We start from the raw sequence: 17,396 nt of genomic DNA, 5'->3' as shown, positions 1-17,396 counted from the left end.
TTCGTGCCTGGGGTACAATACCGCTGATGTCCCCCGATTGTCCGGCGATGGGGACATCTCCCGGGTGTCATGGCATGCCTTGAGGGCGTGCGGGTGCCCACGGCCGCACGCCGACGGATCGGCGCCGGGTACGGCACACGGGGTCGGTGCCGTACCCGCGCCGAAAGGGACCGGCCTCGGGCGCCGAATGGGACCGGCCTCGGGCGCCGAATGGGACCGGCCTCGGGCGCCGGAGGGGCCGGCCTCAGGCGTAGAGGGCGATCCGGGGAGCGATCGTGCCCCGGGCCGGGCCGTCGAGGACGGTGAGCCGGTAGTGCTCGGTGAGCGTGTGGTGGCCGTGCAGGACGATCTTCGCCGGGAGGAGGGAGCTGAACAGCGTGCCGGTCTGGCTGGCGAGCGGCACGGCGTGCCAGCGGCCGTCCGTCCCCAGCAGTTCCAGCCTGATCTGCGCCGGGCTGAGGGCCGGGCCCCGGTCGGGGGACTCGATCAGGATCTGCGGGGCCACCGTCCGGTCGGTCGCCGAGGGGTTGCGGTAGGTGACGGTGATCCGGTGTGCTGCGTGGTCGCGCGGCAGCGGGCTGCTCGGCAGGTCGACGAAGTCGACCGGGGCGGCGGCAGCGGTGGCGGCCGGAGGCGCGGAGACGGCGGCCTCGGCGGGGGAAGCGAGCGCGGCAGCCGGCAGGGCGGCGAGGGCGACGGCGGTCAGCGCCAGTGCCCGGCGGGGGATCGTCCGGGTGCGCATGGGCCCCTCCTTCGGTCGAGGGCGGCGGCCGGAGGCGGCTCGCCCGGCGGGCGGTGTCCGTATCGCTACGGACGGTCGCCGGTCGGGCGGTTCGCTCGCCGGTCGGGCGGTTCGTACCCCTCCACCCTGCACGTGCCCGGCGGATGCCGCATCCGCCGGGCACGTGGGCGCTCCTCGGAGTGCGCCGGGGATCAGGCCAGCGGTCGGCAGAGCAGGGCGTCCGGGACGCCGCCGTGGTTCCAGCGCCACGTGTAGGCGACGCCGGCCAGGTACTCGCCGTCGGCGCACTGGCCCTTGTAGGAGCCCGGTGCCCAGTCGCCCGGGGTGGCGCCCCCGGTGGCGGGGCGGTTGTCGCCTCGGTCGAACCAGACGTTGCGACCGGTGAGCGGGAGCGCGGCGGCGGCCGGGGCGCAGAGCAGGGCCGCCATGGCGTTGGAGCGGACGCTGTAGCCGACGGCGAAGGTGCGGTCGGGGCACTGGAGTTTGCTGTAGCCCGGAGCCCAGTCGCCCTCGGTCACGTACCGTTCGTCGGTCACGGTGGTCCAGGGCCCGTCGGCCCGGGCCGGCTGGCCGGCATCGGTGCACAGGCCCCGGCTGCTGCCACGGCCGAGTCCGGTCAGGCGCTGGCTGTCGGGGCAGTCGCCCTTGCGGTTGCCGGTGGACCAGTCCGGCTGGGCGAGCATGACGGCGGAGACGTTCTGGTCGGCGTGGTCGAGGTCGAGCAGGTTCCAGTGCGGGACGGCCGGGACGGGGCCGGTGAGCGAGGGGGCGTCGACCAGCTTGTGCCAGTCGGCCGCGCGCCAGTCGCCGGGGTCGTCCAGGCCGAGCGGGCGGCCCGCTGCGTCGAAGTGGAGCAGGGCCCAGTTGTCCATCGTTCGACCGCCCGCATCCAACCAGCCGGTGAGGGGCCAGACGGCGAAGTCGGTGTCGTTCCTGGCCAGGATGTCCGTGAAGGTGTGGAACCAGGCCTGCTCCTTGGCGTCCGTCGAGCCGCGGCCGGCCGCGCCGAACTCGCTGATCCACACCGGTGCGGTGAAGTGCTGCCCGGTCCGGGTGACGAACAGGGCTTCCTGGTCGACCACCTGGGCGAGCTGGTCCGGGCTGAAGTCCTGGTAGCGGGGGTCGTCGGTGGCGCCCGGGCCGCTGCCGGCGCCGGAGTTGGCGGGGCCGGTGAACCCGTAGAAGTGGGCCGAGTAGACCAGCTTCCCGGAGCGGACGAGGGTGTTGGAGAGCGTCGCCACCGGCGTGAGCATCGGGCGGCCGTGCGGGAAGAGCGCGGCGGGGATGCCCTGCCAGTTGATGCCCTCCATGATGATCAGCAGGTCCGGGTCGGCCTGGAGGATCCGGTTGCCGGCCTCCTCGAAGGCGGCGTACTCGTCGTGGGCGTCACCCAGGCCCCAGTTGGGGTCGTCCCAGGTGTCCCGGCGGACCTCGTTGCGCAGGTCGGCGCCGACCACCCGCTTGTTGCCGGCGTAGCGCCGGGCCATGAACAGCCAGTCGTCCTCCCACTGGGCGGTGCTCTGGCCGCTGTTCCAGCGCTCGTTGCCGTCCAGGCCGCAGCACCAGCGGTAGGTGGTGGTGTGGTTGTTGAGCACCACCGCGAAGCCGTCGGCGGTCAGCGCGGCCACCACCGCGTCGTACACCTCCAGCGGGGTGCTGCCCCTGAGCCGGGGGTTGGCCGCCACCGCCGCGTCCGGCACCGGCGTGCTGTCGTGGATCATCGCGTCGGCGAAGGGCAGCCGGATGCTGTTGATCCCCAGTCGGTGGAAGCCGTCCAGGATCGCACCGATCGGCGCGCGGTCCAGCCCGAGCGGGGTGTTGTACGAGACCTCGCCGTGCTCGTTGTTCGCCGGGTCGGCCGGGTCGCCGCTGCCCAGGTAGTGGCCCTGGGCGCCGTCCCAGTTGCCGCCCTTCAGTTTGAACCGGTTGCCGTCGGCGTCGACGACGTACCGCCCGCGGGTGCTCAGCGGGCCGGTCCAGGAGGCCGCGAGCTGAGCACCGGTCAGCACCGGTGAGGAGCCGGCGGGCGGTGCGGCCTGCACGGGTGAGGGGGAGGGCGCGGTCCGCGCGGGCGGGGTGGACGGTGAGGGCGGGGCTGCGGCGGCTGGTGCCGGTGGGGCGGCGCTCACCAGGGCGGCCAGCAGGGCCGCAGTCGTGAGGGCGGCCGTACGGGCCGAGCGGACGGGTTTCACGGATCCTCCAGGGCGAGGGCGGCCGGGGGGAGAGCTTGTTGACGGTACGTCAAGAAAGGTCGCCGACACGAGGCCGTGGAGTGGAGGAAATCCTTATGACAACAGCATTGACGTGTGACCGGAGCCGCCGGTTTCATGGCTCGCACTTCCCCCGCCCCACCCCCACCCCCCCCACGAGCAAGGCGGTGATCCGTTGGCATCCACGGTGAAGGACACGGGCAGCGGTCCGAGAGCGGGCGCGGGCCACGGCGCCCTGCACAAGTCCATCGGCCTGCTGGACGGCGCGGTGATCGCCGCCTCCAGCACGGCCGCCACCAGCAGCATCGGCATCGGCCTGGGCCTGATGGCCGGAGTCGTCGGCCTGCACCTCCCCGCGATCATGCTGCTGGCCTTCCTGCCCGTGCTCGCCATCGCCGGCGGCTACGGGCGGCTGAACGCCGTCGAACCGGACGCCGGCAGCAGCTACCGCTGGGTCGGCCGGATCCTCAACCCCTGGTTGGGCTTCCTCACCGGCTGGGTGAACACCGTCGGCACGGTGGTCTTCATGGCGTACACCACCACCGTCACCGGTTCGGCGGTCATCCAACTGCTCGACGAGGCGCACCTGCACAGCGTCGCCGGACTGCGACTGGACGCCGACTCCACCGTCCAGTGCACGGTGCTCGGCCTCGCCGTCCTGATCGGCGCCGCACTCGTCGCGGTGCGCGGGCTCGACCTCGCCGCCCGGCTGCAGAAGGCGCTGCTGGTCTTCGAGTACCTGGTGCTGCTCGGCTTCTGCGGCTACGGCCTGTTCGCCGGCGACCAGCCGTTCTCGCTCCAGTGGTACAACCCCTTCGACCTGCCCTCCCTCGACGCGGTGGCGCAGGGCATGGTGCTGGCGGTGTTCTGCTACTGGGGCTTCGAGTCGGTGTTCAGCGTCGGCGAGGAGGTGCGCGAACCGCGCGACGCCTCCCGGGGCGGCTTCCTCGCCCTGGTGGTGATGCTGCTGCTCTTCCTGCTCGCCGGCACCGCCTTCCAACGCGTGCTGCCGCTCGACGAGTTGGCCGACAACGGTGCGCACGGGCTGACCTACTTCGGCACCCGGCTCGCCCACCAGCCGCTGGCCGCGCTCCCGTTGGTCGCGCTGACGTTCTCCGCGGTGGCCTCGCTCCAGTCCTCGGTGATCCCCACCGCGCGGGGGATGTACGCGATGGGCCGCGACGGCGTGCTCGGCCGGGTCTGGACCAGGCTGCACCGCGAGCACGCCACCCCCGCCGTCGGCACCCTGCTGATCACCGGTGTCGCCGTGCTCCTCGCCCTCGCCTCGCTGGTCATCCCCACCGTCAACGACCTCATCTCGGCCTCCGTCAACGCGATCGGCGTCATCGTCGCGCTCTACTACGCACTCACCGCCGTCGCGGCCGCCGTCCGCTTCCGCCACCTGCTGCGCGACGACCCGCTCCAGGGGCTGCGCGCAGTGGTCGGGCCGCTGCTCGGCGCGGCCGTACTGCTCGCCGTCGGCGGCTACCTCGCCTGGACCTTCTACGACTCGACGGACCACTTCGAACTCGCTGCGGACAACGGCTGGTTCGAGCTGACCGTGGTGACGCTGATGGTCGTCACCGGCCTCCCCTCGGCGGCCTGGGCGCGCTGGCGGCGGCGCTCCCCGTACTTCCTCGACCCGACGAACTGATCCCCTCCCCGGCGCACCCGCCCAGCCGACAGGGGACCGCCGACGCACGACCGCCGACGCACGACCGCTGTCGCGGGGGCGCCGGCATCCGACAACCGCTGTCGCGGGGGCGCCGGTGTCCGACAACCGCTGACGCCCGACGACCGCCGACGCCCGACGACCGCTGACGCCCGACGACCGCTGACGCACGACGACCGCTGACGCACGACCCGAGAACGGAGCACCACCCATGACCCAGGCCGACCTGGTCTTCACCCACGGCCCCGTGCACACCGGCGACGCCGCCCGCACCCGGGCGAGCAGCCTGGCCGTCACCGGCGAGCGGATCACCGCCGTCGGGCACGACGAGCTCCGCGAGCTGATCGGGCCGCGCACCGAGGTGGTGGACCTCTCCGGCAAGCTGCTGCTGCCGGGCTTCCAGGACGCCCACATCCACGCGGTGTTCGGCGGAACCGAGTCGGCCGCCTGCGACCTCACCGGCACGGTCTCCGCGGTCGAGTGCCTGGAGCGGATCCGCGCCTACGCCGAGGCCAACCCCGGTCAGGCGTGGATCACCGGCAGCGGCTGGTCGCTGGAGGCCTTCGACGGCGGACTGCCGACTCGCCACCTGCTCGACTCCGCCGTCGCCGACCGCCCGGTCTACCTCACCAACCGCGACCACCACGGAGCCTGGGCCAACACCCGCGCCCTCGAACTGGCCGGCCTCACCCGCCACACCCCCGACCCGGCGGACGGCCGGATCGAGCGGGAGGCCGACGGCACGCCCACCGGCATGCTCCAGGAGGGCGCCACCGCGCTGGTCGCCCGGCTGGTCCCGGCCGGCACCGCCGCGGACCGGCTGGACGGCCTGCTGCGGGCGCAGCGCCTCCTGCACTCGCTCGGCATCACCGGCTGGCAGGACGCGCTGCTCGGCGAGTTCAACGGCCAGCCGGACCCGACCGACGCCTATCTCGCGGCCGCCCGCTCCGGCGCGCTCACCGCCCGGGTGACCGGCGCGCTCTGGTGGGACCGCGACCGGGGCGCCGAGCAGATCCCCGAACTGGTCGCACGCCGGGCCGAGTCGAGCCACGGCCGGTTCCGGGCCGGCTCGGTGAAGATCATGCAGGACGGCATCGCGGAGAACTTCACCGCCGCGATGACGAGCCCCTACCTGGACGGCTGCGGCTGCGCCACCGCCAACTCGGGCCTCAGCTTCGTCGACCCGGTCGAACTGCGCGGCTACGTCACCCAGCTGGACGCGCTCGGCTTCCAGGTGCACTTCCACGCCCTCGGGGACCGCGCGGTCCGCGAGGCGCTGGACGCCGTCGAGGCGGCCCGCGCCGCGAACGGCCGCCGCGACACGCGGCACCACCTCGCCCACCTCCAGGTCGTCCACCCGGACGACATCCGGCGCTTCGCCGAAGTCGGCGCGATCGCCAACATCCAGCCGCTGTGGGCCGCCCACGAACCGCAGATGGACGAGCTGACCATCCCGTTCCTCGGTCCCGAACGCGCCGCCTGGCAGTACCCGTTCGGCGCGCTCCACCGCGCGGGGGCCACCCTGGCGGCAGGCAGCGACTGGCCGGTCAGCAGCCCGGACCCGCTGGCCGGCCTGCACGTCGCCGTCAACCGGATGGAACCGGGGGCCGTCGACGGGCGGGTCTTCCTGCCCGAGCAGCGCCTCGACCTCGCCACCGCCGTCGCCGCCTACACGGCCGGTTCCGCCCATGTGAACGGCCACGACGACGCGGGGACGCTGGCGGTCGGCCGGCTGGCCGACCTGGTCGTGCTCGACCGGGACATCCTGACCGGACCGGCCGAGGAGATCGCGGCGGCCCGGGTGCTGCGGACGTACGTGGGCGGGCAGTTGGTCCACGCGGCGGACTGACCTGCGCGCCCGCCCCACCTCGGCGCGCTCCCCGGCCGTGCTCGGCGCGTTCCTCGGCCCTGCTCGGCGCGCTCCCCGGCGCCGCCCGGCTCGTGGCTCGGCGCGCTCCCCGGCCCGGCCCGGCCCGCCGCTCAGCTCGTCCCGGCGTGACCCGCCGCGGCGAGCCGGGCGGCGGCCGCGTCGAGGAGCAGCTCGAGGGCGTACGGGTAGCCGCTGGACCGCATGTCGGCGGTCAGCAGGTGGGCGGTCGCCGCGATGTGGGGGTGGGTCGCGGGGTCGAGGCGGGCGTAGGACGCCTGCCAGACCTCGAGGTCCGCCCGGGCCGCCGCGGCGGGCAGGGCGAGGGCGGCGGCGTCCAGCGCGGCGAAACCCAGGCTCTGGTCGACGAAGGCGTGGTAGATCCGCACGGCCTCCCGGTCCGGGAAGCCCGCCCTGCGCAGCACCCCGAGGATCGCCTCGACGGCGGCGGTCTCGTGGGTGCGGCCGGTGGTGCGGTGGGCGGCCAGGACGGCGGCCTGCGGGTGGGCCTGGTAGGCGGAGTGGATCCGCATCCCGATGGCCCGCAGGTCGGCCCGCCAGTCGCCGGTGGGCTGCCAGCCCGCCTGGGCGAGCCCGATCAGCTCGTCGGCGACGGCCAGCAGCAGGTCGTCGGTGCTGTGGAAGTACCGGTAGACGGCGCTGGGGTCGGCACCGAGTGCGGCGCCGAGGCGGCGCACGGTGAGGGCCTCGGCGCCGTGCTGCCCGATCAGCCGCAGTGCGGTGTCGACGATCAGCTCCCGGGAGAGGACGACCCCGTGCTTGGTGGGCCTGCGGCGCCGGCGCTCGGGTTCGGGGACCACGCGTTCGCTCATGCCGGGCAGACTAGGTCAGACACGTTGACGTAATCCAGAGGGCGGGAGGACGCGATGCCCGGCCCCGCGTCGAGCCGGATCGGAGCCGGTTCACGGCCGGCCCCGGGCGCCGTTTCGCGAGCCGCTGCCTCCGGGCCCGGCCTCCGCTGCCTGCGGCCCCGGCTGTCGGTGCTCCTGGGGCCGGTGAGGCGGAATGAGTCGTGTGCAGTTTTGCGCACCGTGTGTGCAATCGCCGAGTTGCTCGTGGTGGTGTTCGAGCCGGCGTTCGCCCGTACGGGGCGCCCGGCTTTGTCGACTTGGCGCTCGGTCTACGTCCGGGAGCCGCTGCGGGGTGCGTTCCCGCAGGTCCGGTGGTGTTCCCGGTGGAGCGCGGTCGGTCGACCGCCCCGCTGGATACGTCTGACGATACGTCAAAGCTCCGGATTCCAGCCCGTAGTTGAGTGAAGCCCCTTTAAGCTCCCGTTAACAATGGCGGCTTCCCCGCCACACGCGAACTCCCTCGCGAGCTCGGGCGGTGGGCCCTCGGGACGATGAGAGCAGGGATGACAACGACAAGTGAACGGATGACCGGCGCCGCTCGCGGTCCGGGACGGCGACGACCGGGCCTGCCCGGACGCCACGCCGTGAGCCGCCTGGCGGCGCTCGCCATCGCGGTGGGAAGTTCCTCGTTGGCGGTGGCCCCGGCGGCCGTCTCGCAGACCGGGGACGGCTCGGTGACGGTCCGGGTGATCCGGGCCGTGGACACCTCCGGGGTGTGGACGCCCGCGCTGGAGCCGGGCATCGCGGGCGTGAAGGTCACGCTCACCGATGACGCCGGCTTCGGGATCGACGGCGTCACGGCGGCGGACGGCACGGTGACGCTCGCCCCGGCGACGACCAAGGCGGCCGGCGGCAAGTACCGGGTGCAGGTGGTGAACCCGAAGCCGGGCGTGCTGTTCCCGGCCTTCGCCTCGCGCCAGGGGCTGGACGGCGCACCCACCCAGCTCAGCAGCAACGAGGAGTTCGTCGACCTCTCCGGGGGCAAGAACGTCTCGTACACCACCGGGCTCTGGAACCCGGGGGATTACTGCCAGAAGAACGCGCCGCTGGCAACGGCCTGTCAGACGCCCACCTACCAGGGCGGGAACCAGCGCACGCTGGTCACCTTCCCGTACGACATGCGCGGCCAGGAGGGACCCGGCAACGCGGCGACGAACATCGCCACCGACGCCGAGACCGGCACGATCTTCGGCCTCGCCTGGAACAAGGCGGAAAAGCGGCTGTTCTCCGCGGCAACGGCCAAGCGCACCACCGACTACGGCCCCGCCGGCTCCGGCGGGATCTACGTCACCGACCTGAGCGACCCGGCGAAGAAGAAGACGACCGTCTTCACCACCGTCCCGAACGCGGGCAGCACCGCGCACGGGCCGGGGACGGACGACGCCTTCCTCGACGTGCCCGGAAAGGAGAGCCTGGGCGGCATCAAGATCACCGACGACGGCAAGGACCTGTTCGTCGTCAACCTGAACGACCGCAAGCTCTACCGCTACGACGCCACCAAGCCGACGGCCGCCGCGCCCAAGGCCTCCTACCCGATCCCGGACCCCGGCTGCCCGTCGGCTGCGGACTGGCGGCCCTACGGCCTCGGCATGCAGGACGGCACCGGCTACCTCGGCGGAGTCTGCTCCGGCGAGTCCACCGGCAAGCTGACCGACGTGCGCGCCCTGGTCCTGCCGTTCGACCTCGACACCGGGGCGTTCGGCAAGCCGGTGCTGGACCAGCCGATGGACTACCCGCGCCAGTCCACCGTCGGCGGCGGCCCGTGCGACGGCGCGGGCTGGTTCCCGTGGACCAGCACCTTCCCGGCCTCGCAGAACGGCAGGGTCTGCGGCAACACCACCATCGCCTTTCCCGAACCGGAGCTCGGCGAGATCCAGTTCGAGACCGACGGCTCGATGCTGCTGGCCTTCAAGGACCGCTTCGCCGACCGCGGACCGGGCGCCCCGGCGCCGAACTCGGCCACCGTCATGTCCGGCGGCGACCTGAACAAGGCCTGCCTGTCGAACGGCATGTACGTGATGGACGTCAACCTCGGCTGCGGGCTCTCCCCCCGGGGCATCCGGTTCTTTGCCACCGCCTGGGGTGGTCACCACAACACGGCGTTCGCCGGCACGGCGCTCTCCAAGGTCGAGAGCACCGTCGCGGTCTCCGCCTTCGACCCCGACCACACCGCCGTCGGCTACGGCACCTCGTTCCTGGAGCGCAAGGACGGCACGAACGACCCGAAGTTCGGCCTGCGGCTGACTCCGGCGGGAACCGCCTCCCCCTTCGGCAAGGGCGCCGCGATGGGTGACCTCGAAGTGCTCTGCGACCAGGCGCCGTTGCAGATCGGCAACCGCGTCTGGTACGACCCCGAGCGCAAGGGCGTCCAGAACCCGGGCCAGCGCCCGGTCGCGGGCGCCACCGTCAACCTCTACGACGAGTCGGGGAAGCTGGTCGGCACGACGAAGACGACGGCGCGCGGCGAGTACTACTTCGACGACTCCGACGTCACCGGCGGGCTCAAGCCCCGGACCAAGTACACCATCCGCCTCGACAACCCGGCCGACTACGCCAAGGGCGGGCCCCTGTACCAGTGGGTGCCCACCGACCACGACGTCGGCGACAACCACTTCGTCGACTCCAAGGGCATCGTCCCCGCCGACGCGAAGTTCCCCGAACGGGCGCTGACCACCGGCGGACCGGGCGAGAACGACCACACCTTCGACTTCGGCTTCCGACAGCAGGAGGGCGCGCTGAAGCTGGTCAAGCACGACCAGGACGGCAAGCCGCTCGCCGGGGCCAAGTTCCAGCTGTGGCGCGACACCAACGGCACCGACGGCCTCCAGACCACCGGTACCAAGGCCGACACGCCCGTCGGTGAGCCCTGTACGACCGCGGCCGACGGCATCTGCCGGGGCAGCGGTACGGTCGGCACGTACTACTGGCAGGAACTCAGCCCGCCGGCCGGCTACTCGGCCCCGGACACCACCGTCTTCGGGCCGCTGGTGCTCACCGCCGACAACCTCGACACCGGAGTCGAGGTGACGGCCGTCAACAAGCTGATCCCGACCCCGACGCCCACCCCGACGCCCACTCCCACGCCGTCCCCGACCGAGTCGACGACGCCCACCCCGGCGCCGACCAACCCGGCACCGCCCGCTCCGCCCGCACCGCCGGCCCCGCCGGCACCGGGCGGGCAGCTCCCCCACACCGGAGCGGGGGAGGGCCTCCCGCTGATCACCACGGGCGCCGCGGCGCTCACCGTGCTCGGTGCGGCGCTGTTCGTCCTGACGCGCAGGCGCAGGGCCCAGCACCGGTAAGCGCACCCCGCCGATGACGGGGTGACGAACCGGAACGGGCGGGTGCCCGGACGAGTTGTCCGGGCACCCGCCCGAATCCCTGACCGGTGCCTGGCGGGTCCAATGGCCGGTCCAATGGCCGGTCCGTGGGCCGTCCGTGGCCGGTCCCTGGGGCGACTCCGCTACCGGTTCCCGCGCCGGCGGGGACCGACGGTGGGCCGGAGCCCGGGGCCGGAACCCGGGGCCGGAAGGGACGCAACGGACACGAACGGACACGAGTCGAAGAGATCGGGAGAGGAAAGCCGCATGGCCCGCAGGACCAGGACCGCCGCCCCGCCGCCCCGCCGGAAGGCCCACTGGCTGAGGGCGCTGATCGCGCTCGCGGTCTGCGGCGCCGTGGCGGCCGGTGTCGTCGCCTACCGGTCGGCCTCCGACGGGACCGCCGAGCGGCCGGTCACCACGGACGAGGCGTCCCGGCTGGCGCTGTCCCGGCTGAACCTCTATCAGGCCAGCCCGGTCGGGGTGGTGCTCACCGCCTCCGAGGGCGGGGGAGTGCAGGTCCGGGTCGAAGGGGTGGTCGACTACCGGACCCACCGGGGCGCCGGGCGCTACCGGACCACCGGCGCGAGCGGCCCGCTCGACCACGGCCTGGTCATCTGGGACACCGGCGGCCTCGGCCTGGCCCCCGACCCCGAGGGTGATCCGGCCCCGCCCTGGCAGCAGGCCGAGCGGATCCCCCGCACCGGCTGGTCCCCGCGCTCCTACACCGCCGATCCGCTGGACGCCGGCCTCCAACTGCTGGTCCAACTCGGCGCGGACCGGCCGGACAACCCGCTGCTGCTCGCCCAGTCCGGGGCCCGCCGGCTCGGCCGCGACCGGATCGGCGACCACGACTACGACCGCTTCGCGGGCCCGCGCGCCCAGGGCGCGGCCCCGGACGGCGCCCGATCGCCGCTCACCTACTGGGTGGACGGGAACGGCACGCTGGGCCGGGTCACCATGCAGATGGCGGGCCTCGGCACCCCGACCACGCTCGAGTTCTCCGGACAGCAGGCCGACGCCAAGCTGCCCGAGGCCCCCTGGCTCACCGGCTGACGCGGTGGGGCCGGGCGCGGGGCAGCGGTCGGCGGAGTCAGCGGGCCCCGGCGGGCAGCACGGCCCGGGCGGCGGAGTGGAAGCCGTCCCCGAACACCGAGGCCAGGTGGCCGCCGGGCCCGAGGTCCGGCGGGACGACGACCTCGGCGACGCCGTCGCCGTCCGTGGTGGAGGAGCCCAGGAAGCGGCCCGCCGCCGAGTAGAACCGGACGGCCAGGCCGGGCAGCGGCTCGCCGGTCCGGGCATGGGCCGCGGACGCGCTCAGGCTGGTGGGTCGCGCCTGGGTGACGCTCAGGGCGACGGGCACCACTGCGGGCATGTCCACCCGGACGGGGACCGACGCCGCGGCCCGGGCGGACGCCACGGCGCGGGCACCGGCCGTGAGACCCGCGACGCCGAGCGCGACGGCGACGGCGGTGCCGGTCCGGCGTCCGGAAAGCCTCATGTCGTCTCCAGTCTCGAGTCTCCGAAGTCTCCGGGCCCGCTCCGGCGAGCCCTCCAACCGGGCACCGACCGTACCGACCACCCGCGCACCGCGGTCGGAGCGGCTCGGTCAGTTCATCCGACTGCCTCCGAACGGCCGACCCGGTCGCGACGCGGCGGACCCGGCCGGCTTCCGACCCGGCCTCCGCACGGCCGACCCCTGCGAACGGCCGACGCGCCCGACCGCCCCGGCCGGGTGTCCCCCGCCCGCAGTCGGGTAGGCGCCGGCCAGTAGCCCGCCGATTCCGGGAGGCCGCCATGGATCTCGCGTTCCTCACACCGCTGCTCGACCGGCCCGGCCCCTGGGCCTCCGTCTACCTCGACACCTCCCGCGCCACCGAGGACGCCGCCCCGCGCCGGGCCCTCCTCGACCGGGCAGCCGTACACCGACTGGCCGGGCTCGGCGTCGACGACCGCACCTGCGCCGCCGTCCGGGACCGGCTGGCCGCCGAACCGGCCGGCGGCTCCCCGCCCGGGCGGGCGCTGTTCGCCGCCGACGGCGAGGTCGTGGTCGACACCGCGCTCGCCACCTCACCGCCCGACGTGGCCGTCGACTGGGCGCCGCTGCCGCACACCGCCCCGCTGCTCGACCTGCTCGACGACGCCCTTCCGCGCTGCCTGGTGGTGGCCGTCGACCGCACCGGCGCCGAACTGGAGCGCCGGGAGTTCGGCGGTGCCGCTCGGCTGGGCACCGTCGAGGGCAAGCAGTGGCAGGGCCGAGGCCACCGCGCCCCGCCCGCCGACCGGTACGAGTGGCACTACCGCCACCGGGTCGAGGACGCCTGGGACCGCACCGCCGCGATCATCGCCGACCACCTCGGCCGGGTCTGGCCGGGCAGCGGCGCGGACCTGCTCGTGCTGACCGGCGACGTCCGGGAGCGCCGGGCCGTCCACGAGCTGCTGCCGCCGCAGCTGCGGCCGCACACCGTCGAGGTGGACGGCGGCGGCCGGGCCGACGGCATCGCCCGTGAGGTCTTCGACCAGCGGATCGCGACGGCCTGGAACGGTCACCGGGCGCATCACCTGGACACCGTGCTGGACGCCTTCCGCACCGGCATCGGACGCCCGGGGGAGCACGGCACCGACGCCGCCGGCACCGAGACCGCGCCCGGCGCCGCCGCCCAGGGCGTGCCCGCCGTGGTCGCCGCCGCCCGGCAGAACCAGCTCGCCGCACTGCTGCTCCAGCCGGGCGGTCACGACCCGGAGCGCCCGGTGTGGACGGGCCCGCGGCCCGAGCACATCGGCGTGCAGCGGAACGACCTGCGGGCCATGGGAGTCGCCGAGCCGCACCAGGCACCGGCCGCCGACGCCCTGCTGCGCTGCGCAACGGCCGTCGGCGCGGAGGCGCTGCTGGTGCCGGAGGCCGTGCCCGGCCCGCCCGGCGGCCTCGGCGCCGTCCTGCGATGGGTGGCCTGACACCGGTCACCGGGTGGTGGTGACCCAGCGGATCGACCACGCGGCCGCCCGCCGACCCGGCTGCAACGGCGCAAGGGGGTGAAGGTTTCCGGAGCGTCGGATCCACAGACCACCGGTTGGTCTCCGTTCGTGTACAATCGCGCGCTCGTGGGCACAATGGACAGTGCGAGCGGGGGTGCCACACGAGGAGGCCGGCCATGGAGAGCCTTGAGCGCCGCTACGCGGTGACCCTGCCCGGACCGATCTGCGGGCACGCCCCGCCGTCCGTCGTCGTGGTCCACGCCACCGAGGCCGTCGGCCCCGGCGGGACGCTGGTCTGGGAGAACACGGACGGCGACCTCCGCGTGGAGATCAACGGCGAGGTGGCCACCGTCCTGGCCGCTCCGGCCGGAACGCCCAGCCACCCCTGCCTGCACGCCGTACCGCTGCCGTCCCGCGCGCCGCGCACCGAGTCCCTGACGCGTTCCGCCTGGCAGTGACCAGCGGAGCGTGACCGCTTGGTTCCGCCCTGTCCGGCCTCCACCCCCGTCGCCGTTCCCCAGGGCACCCCATCGGCATGGCCCGGCAAGCGCTTGCCCCGGAGACCCCGGGACGCTCGCCCGGGTCGGGAACCGGGCATCGCGTCCGGGCCTGAGCCGCCGTCAGTCCCGCCCCGGCCGACCGGGCGAGGAGCGTTGCACGGCTGTTGCAGACGAAGTGGTGCGGCTCACAGCCGCTCCCGGGCGGTTCGTGATCGCATCATCGGATGCGCCAGTCCGAGAACTCCCACGCTCCGCTGACGGGCCGTCGGCCGGTCGCGCTCTCCGCCGCCGTCGCGCTCTCCGCCGTCCTGCTGGCCGGCTGCGGCTCCCGAAGTGCCGACGGTCCCGCGGCATCGCCCGGCGGCGCACCGTGCGGAGCGCCGATCGCCACCGCCGCCGCCGGTTCGGCGGAGTCGGACGGCCTCGCGCAGGACGGCGTGCGGATCGTCTCCGTCGGCCGCACCTGTGTGGAGTACGAGGTGACCAACCAAGGCGATGAACGGTCCGACGTCACCGTGGAGTTCACTCGGCGCTCGGCGACCGGGGCCGCCTTGGACCGGCTCGCCGCAACCGTCACCGGCCTCGCCCCGGGAGCCACCGAGCGGAAGCGCACCGAGCTGGGCGGCGGCGGTCCGCACCGGCCGGGCGCCGCACCACGGGTGAGCATCGCCAGGGTCCGCAGCGTCCCCAGTGCCGAGGCGCCGCAGCCCGGCGGCCCGTGCCCGGCGTCGGGCCTGCGGCTCCACGCCGACCAGGGCGACGCCGCGATGGGCCTGCGGGTGGTCGGGCTCGTGCTGCGCAACTGCGGCACGTCCCCGGTGACCCTCGACGGCTACCCGCAGCTGGAGCTGCTCGACCTGCGGCACCGCCCGGTCGAGGGGGTGACCATTCTGCCCGGCGGCAGCGGGATCGCCACCGGCACCGGCGCGGACGCCCCGCCGCAGCGGATCGAACTGCGCCCGGGGGAGGGCGCCCACGCGACGCTGGTGTGGCGCAACACCACCGAGGCCGGAGAGCCGGTGAACGTCCCCTACGTCCGCGTCCGGGCCACTGCGCAGGCGGCCCCGGTGATGGTCACCCCGGAACTCGACCTCGGCACCACCGGTCGGCTCGGCGTCGGTGCCTGGGCCCGGGACGACGGCACGGAGCCGGTGCCCAGCCGTCCGGCGGGCTGACCGGGCGTCACAGGCCGTCCCCTCGACCGTCCTCCGGGCCGCGGGCCCTCGCGCTCCCGGCGCCGCCCCCCCGACGGCCGCATCCGGGACCCGCGGTCATGCCCTTGGCGCCTCCCCGGACCCGCGCGCAACCGGCGGCGGGCCGGTGCCCGGGACCCGGGGAAGCACCGCCGAGCCCACGGCGAGCCAGATGCAGCCGAGCAGCCAGCCGCCGAGGACGTCCAGCGGCCAGTGCACCCCGAGGTAGACGCGGCTGAGGCCGACCAGGGCCGCGAACAGGGCGGCGGCCGCGACGACCGCCCGGCCCGCGGCGGCCGCCGGGCGGGCCCGGACGACGGCCATGGCCAGCAGCCCGGCACAGACCGCGGAGGTGAAGGAGTGCCCCGAGGGGTAGGAGTAGCCGGAGGCGGCGGTGGCCCACTCCGGCCGGGCCGGCCGGGGCCGCGCGAAGGCCTGCATCAGACCCAGCCGCACCGCCTGGCCCGCGAGCAGCCACAGCAGTGGGGCCGCCAGCAGCAGCACCGCCCGGCGCGGTGCCCGGGGCGGCGGCAGGGCCCGGACGGCGACGGCCCCGGCGGCCAGGGCGAGGAGGTACGGCACGGCGCCGGAGCCGAGCGAGGTGATCGCCGCCGCCACCGTACGGGCGGGGGCGGGCCGGTGGCTCGCGCTCCACGCGTCGGCGCTCCGCTCGAAGCCGAACGGGGTCCAGCCCCTGGAGGCGAGCAGGGCCGTCAGCGCCGTCAGGGCCGCGGCCAGCAGCACCGCGACGCCGACCACGAGCCGGCGCTGCCGGTCGCGGCCGCTGCGCGCCGGCGCGACCGGCCGGCCCGCCGTCACCGCGCACCCGCCGGGAGACGCGGGCACAGCCGCTCCGAGCCGGTCCCGACGGCTGCTCCGGCCGCCGGCGGTCCGACGGCCGGAAGGCTCCACGGGTGGCTCATCGTGTGCTGCGCCCTTCCTCGGATCAGGACCCGGGCCGGCCCGATGGCCGACCGGGGATCAGGCCAATGCTCGGTCCTCGCGGCGCTCGGCCGTGCTCAGCCACGCCACGGCCGCCACGATCACCACCGCGAGCACGAGGCTGACCGGCCCGGTGCCCAGGTCCAGGCCCCCGCGCGCACGGCTGACGCCGGCCCAGTCGGCGAAGCAGGCGCCGAGCGGCCTGGTCAGCACGTAGGCCCACCAGAAGGCCGGGACCGGCGGGAGGCCGGTGAGCCGGTGGGCGAGCGCGGGCACCGCGATCAGGGCGGCGAACAGCAGCCCGGAGGGCAGGTAGCCCCAGCCCAGGGTGGCGGCGGTCAGGTCCCCGACGGCCGTGCCGAGCGCGAAGGTGGCCATCACCGCGCACCAGTAGTAGACCTCGCGGCGGCCGCCCGCGACGGTCTCCACCGCGAGGGTGCCCTCGGTCCGGCGCCACAGCACGAACACCAGGACGAGGGCCACGGCGAACGCCGCCGCCGAGGCGGCGTACGGAACGCCGAGGGCGACGTGCGCGACGTCGGCGGCCATGGTGCCGAACACGCTCACCATGATCACCGCCGCCCAGTACACCGCCGGCACGTAGCGCCGGGCCCGGGCCTGGGCGAACAGCGCGACGGCCAGCAGCAGCCCGGCCGAGCCGACCGCCGGGACGGGCCCGAGGACCCGGGCGAGGTAGTCGGAGGTGGTCTCGCCCATGCCGGTGGTGAGGATCTTGACGGCCCAGAACACCGCCGTCACCTGCGGGACCTTGCTCAGGACCGGCCGCGCGGGCACGGCCCGGCGGCGCTCGGCCGCCCGGGGGGTTGTCACGGCGCCCAAGTCGACGGCGCTCCCTTCTGTGCGGGCCGGTCACCAGCCGTGCCGGCCCTGCCGGCGGCTCCGGCCGGACCGGCCGTACCTGCTGCCATGGGTGGGACCTCGGCGGTCCGAGCACCGAGGGCGGTGTCGGTGGTCAGCCGCCGAGGACGGTGTCGGTGGTCACCCGCCTCGGGCGCGGGCCGGTTCCGCCCCGACGAGGACCTCGTCCGGCTGGTGAGGGCGGCGGGCGAGGCCGGTGACCTGGACGGTGCGCGGGCACTCC

The 17,396-nt window shown here is 74.9% G+C and carries 13 protein-coding genes; 7 read left to right on the top strand and 6 right to left on the bottom strand.

The window, feature by feature from the left end:
* Positions 1-244: 244 nt before the first annotated feature.
* Positions 245-742: a signal peptide protein gene (locus ABT247_RS22140; protein WP_350744734.1), complete on the bottom strand. Its 498-nt coding sequence runs from the start codon at positions 740-742 to the stop codon at positions 245-247.
* A 191-nt stretch (positions 743-933) separates the two neighbouring features.
* Complete coding sequence (locus ABT247_RS22135) at positions 934-2,934, bottom strand: glycoside hydrolase family 5 protein (RefSeq protein ID WP_350744732.1); 2,001 nt, start codon at positions 2,932-2,934, stop codon at positions 934-936.
* Positions 2,935-3,127: 193 nt separating this feature from the next.
* Between ABT247_RS22135 and ABT247_RS22130 the strand changes: the two genes are divergently transcribed.
* Both ABT247_RS22130 and ABT247_RS22125 read left to right on the top strand, forming a co-directional pair.
* Positions 3,128-4,606 carry an APC family permease gene (locus ABT247_RS22130; protein WP_350744730.1) on the top strand — a complete coding sequence of 493 codons (1,479 nt, stop codon included), beginning with the start codon at positions 3,128-3,130 and terminating at the stop codon, positions 4,604-4,606.
* Positions 4,607-4,835: 229 nt separating this feature from the next.
* A complete protein-coding gene (locus ABT247_RS22125; RefSeq protein ID WP_350744728.1) occupies positions 4,836-6,473 on the top strand; it encodes an amidohydrolase in 1,638 nt (545 codons plus the stop codon).
* Positions 6,474-6,604: 131 nt separating this feature from the next.
* Here the strand turns inward: ABT247_RS22125 and ABT247_RS22120 are convergent, their stop codons facing one another.
* On the bottom strand, positions 6,605-7,324 hold the full coding sequence (locus tag ABT247_RS22120) for a TetR/AcrR family transcriptional regulator (RefSeq protein ID WP_350744726.1): 720 nt from the start codon (positions 7,322-7,324) through the stop codon (positions 6,605-6,607).
* A 623-nt stretch (positions 7,325-7,947) separates the two neighbouring features.
* On the opposite strand from ABT247_RS22120, the gene ABT247_RS22115 reads away from it, so the two are divergent.
* A complete protein-coding gene (locus ABT247_RS22115) occupies positions 7,948-10,665 on the top strand; it encodes an SdrD B-like domain-containing protein (RefSeq protein ID WP_350744724.1) in 2,718 nt (905 codons plus the stop codon).
* A gap of 285 nt (positions 10,666-10,950) precedes the next feature.
* The gene (locus ABT247_RS22110; protein WP_350744723.1) at positions 10,951-11,739 is read left to right on the top strand and encodes a hypothetical protein; all 789 of its coding nucleotides are present in this window, start codon (positions 10,951-10,953) and stop codon (positions 11,737-11,739) included.
* 37 nt (positions 11,740-11,776) lie between these two features.
* Here the strand turns inward: ABT247_RS22110 and ABT247_RS22105 are convergent, their stop codons facing one another.
* Positions 11,777-12,184 carry a hypothetical protein gene (locus ABT247_RS22105; protein WP_350744721.1) on the bottom strand — a complete coding sequence of 136 codons (408 nt, stop codon included), beginning with the start codon at positions 12,182-12,184 and terminating at the stop codon, positions 11,777-11,779.
* A 296-nt stretch (positions 12,185-12,480) separates the two neighbouring features.
* Here ABT247_RS22105 and ABT247_RS22100 point away from each other — a divergent pair, with 296 nt between their 5' ends.
* From ABT247_RS22100 to ABT247_RS22090, 3 genes are all read left to right on the top strand, one after another.
* The gene (locus tag ABT247_RS22100) at positions 12,481-13,638 is read left to right on the top strand and encodes a baeRF2 domain-containing protein (RefSeq protein WP_350744720.1); all 1,158 of its coding nucleotides are present in this window, start codon (positions 12,481-12,483) and stop codon (positions 13,636-13,638) included.
* A gap of 197 nt (positions 13,639-13,835) precedes the next feature.
* Positions 13,836-14,117, top strand: coding sequence for a DUF6296 family protein (locus ABT247_RS22095; protein WP_350744718.1), 282 nt, complete (start codon positions 13,836-13,838; stop codon positions 14,115-14,117).
* A gap of 266 nt (positions 14,118-14,383) precedes the next feature.
* Positions 14,384-15,334 (top strand): DUF4232 domain-containing protein, encoded by a 951-nt coding sequence (locus ABT247_RS22090; RefSeq protein WP_350744716.1) that lies wholly within the window; start codon positions 14,384-14,386, stop codon positions 15,332-15,334.
* 96 nt (positions 15,335-15,430) lie between these two features.
* Here the strand turns inward: ABT247_RS22090 and ABT247_RS22085 are convergent, their stop codons facing one another.
* Positions 15,431-16,198: a phosphatase PAP2 family protein gene (locus ABT247_RS22085; RefSeq protein WP_350744714.1), complete on the bottom strand. Its 768-nt coding sequence runs from the start codon at positions 16,196-16,198 to the stop codon at positions 15,431-15,433.
* A 135-nt stretch (positions 16,199-16,333) separates the two neighbouring features.
* The gene (locus ABT247_RS22080; protein WP_350744712.1) at positions 16,334-17,125 is read right to left on the bottom strand and encodes a COG4705 family protein; all 792 of its coding nucleotides are present in this window, start codon (positions 17,123-17,125) and stop codon (positions 16,334-16,336) included.
* Positions 17,126-17,396 lie beyond the last annotated feature (271 nt).

It is taken from the genome of Kitasatospora sp. NPDC001539 (genome assembly GCF_040298565.1).
GTDB lineage: Bacteria > Actinomycetota > Actinomycetes > Streptomycetales > Streptomycetaceae > Kitasatospora.
Note: the sequence above shows the minus strand (reverse complement) of the source record. Positions and strands in the feature narration are given on the sequence as shown.